This is a genomic window from Trinickia sp. Y13 (assembly GCF_029522115.1).
Lineage (GTDB): Bacteria > Pseudomonadota > Gammaproteobacteria > Burkholderiales > Burkholderiaceae > Trinickia.
Map to the genome: position 1 here is coordinate 1 of NZ_JAKWFK010000061.1, position 510 is coordinate 510.

Here is a 510-nt window from a genome sequence, read left to right on the forward strand (position 1 = left end):
AAAACGTCGAAGCGACCGTGCTCGACATTGCGAAGGATTACTCGCACATCGTGGCGCCGGCTACGGCTTACGGCAAGAACATTGCCCCGCGCGTGGCGGCCAAGCTCGACGTGGCGCAGATCAGCGAAATCACGGCCGTCGTGTCGGCTGACACGTTCGAGCGTCCGATCTACGCCGGCAACGCGATTGCGACGGTGCAATCGGGCGATGCGATCAAGGTCATCACAGTGCGCGCGACGGGCTTCGATGCCGTGGCGGCCGAAGGCGGCAGCGCAGCGGTCGAAAAGATCGACGCAGCAGCGGACCGCGGCATCTCGCAGTTCGTGAATCGCGAAGTGACGAAGCTGGACCGTCCGGAATTGACGAGCGCGAACATCATCGTCTCGGGCGGCCGCGGCCTGGGCAGCGGCGAGAACTACACCAAGGTGCTGGAGCCGCTGGCCGACAAGCTCGGCGCGGCGCTGGGCGCATCGCGCGCGGCAGTGGATGCGGGTTATGTGCCGAACGACT

1 protein-coding gene is annotated in these 510 nt (G+C 65.5%); it reads left to right on the plus strand.

Annotation, left to right across the window (positions count from 1 at the left end):
• Positions 1–510, plus strand: a 510-nt coding sequence (locus MMB74_RS27385; RefSeq protein WP_277431719.1) for an FAD-binding protein, incomplete at both ends; no start/stop codon positions are given.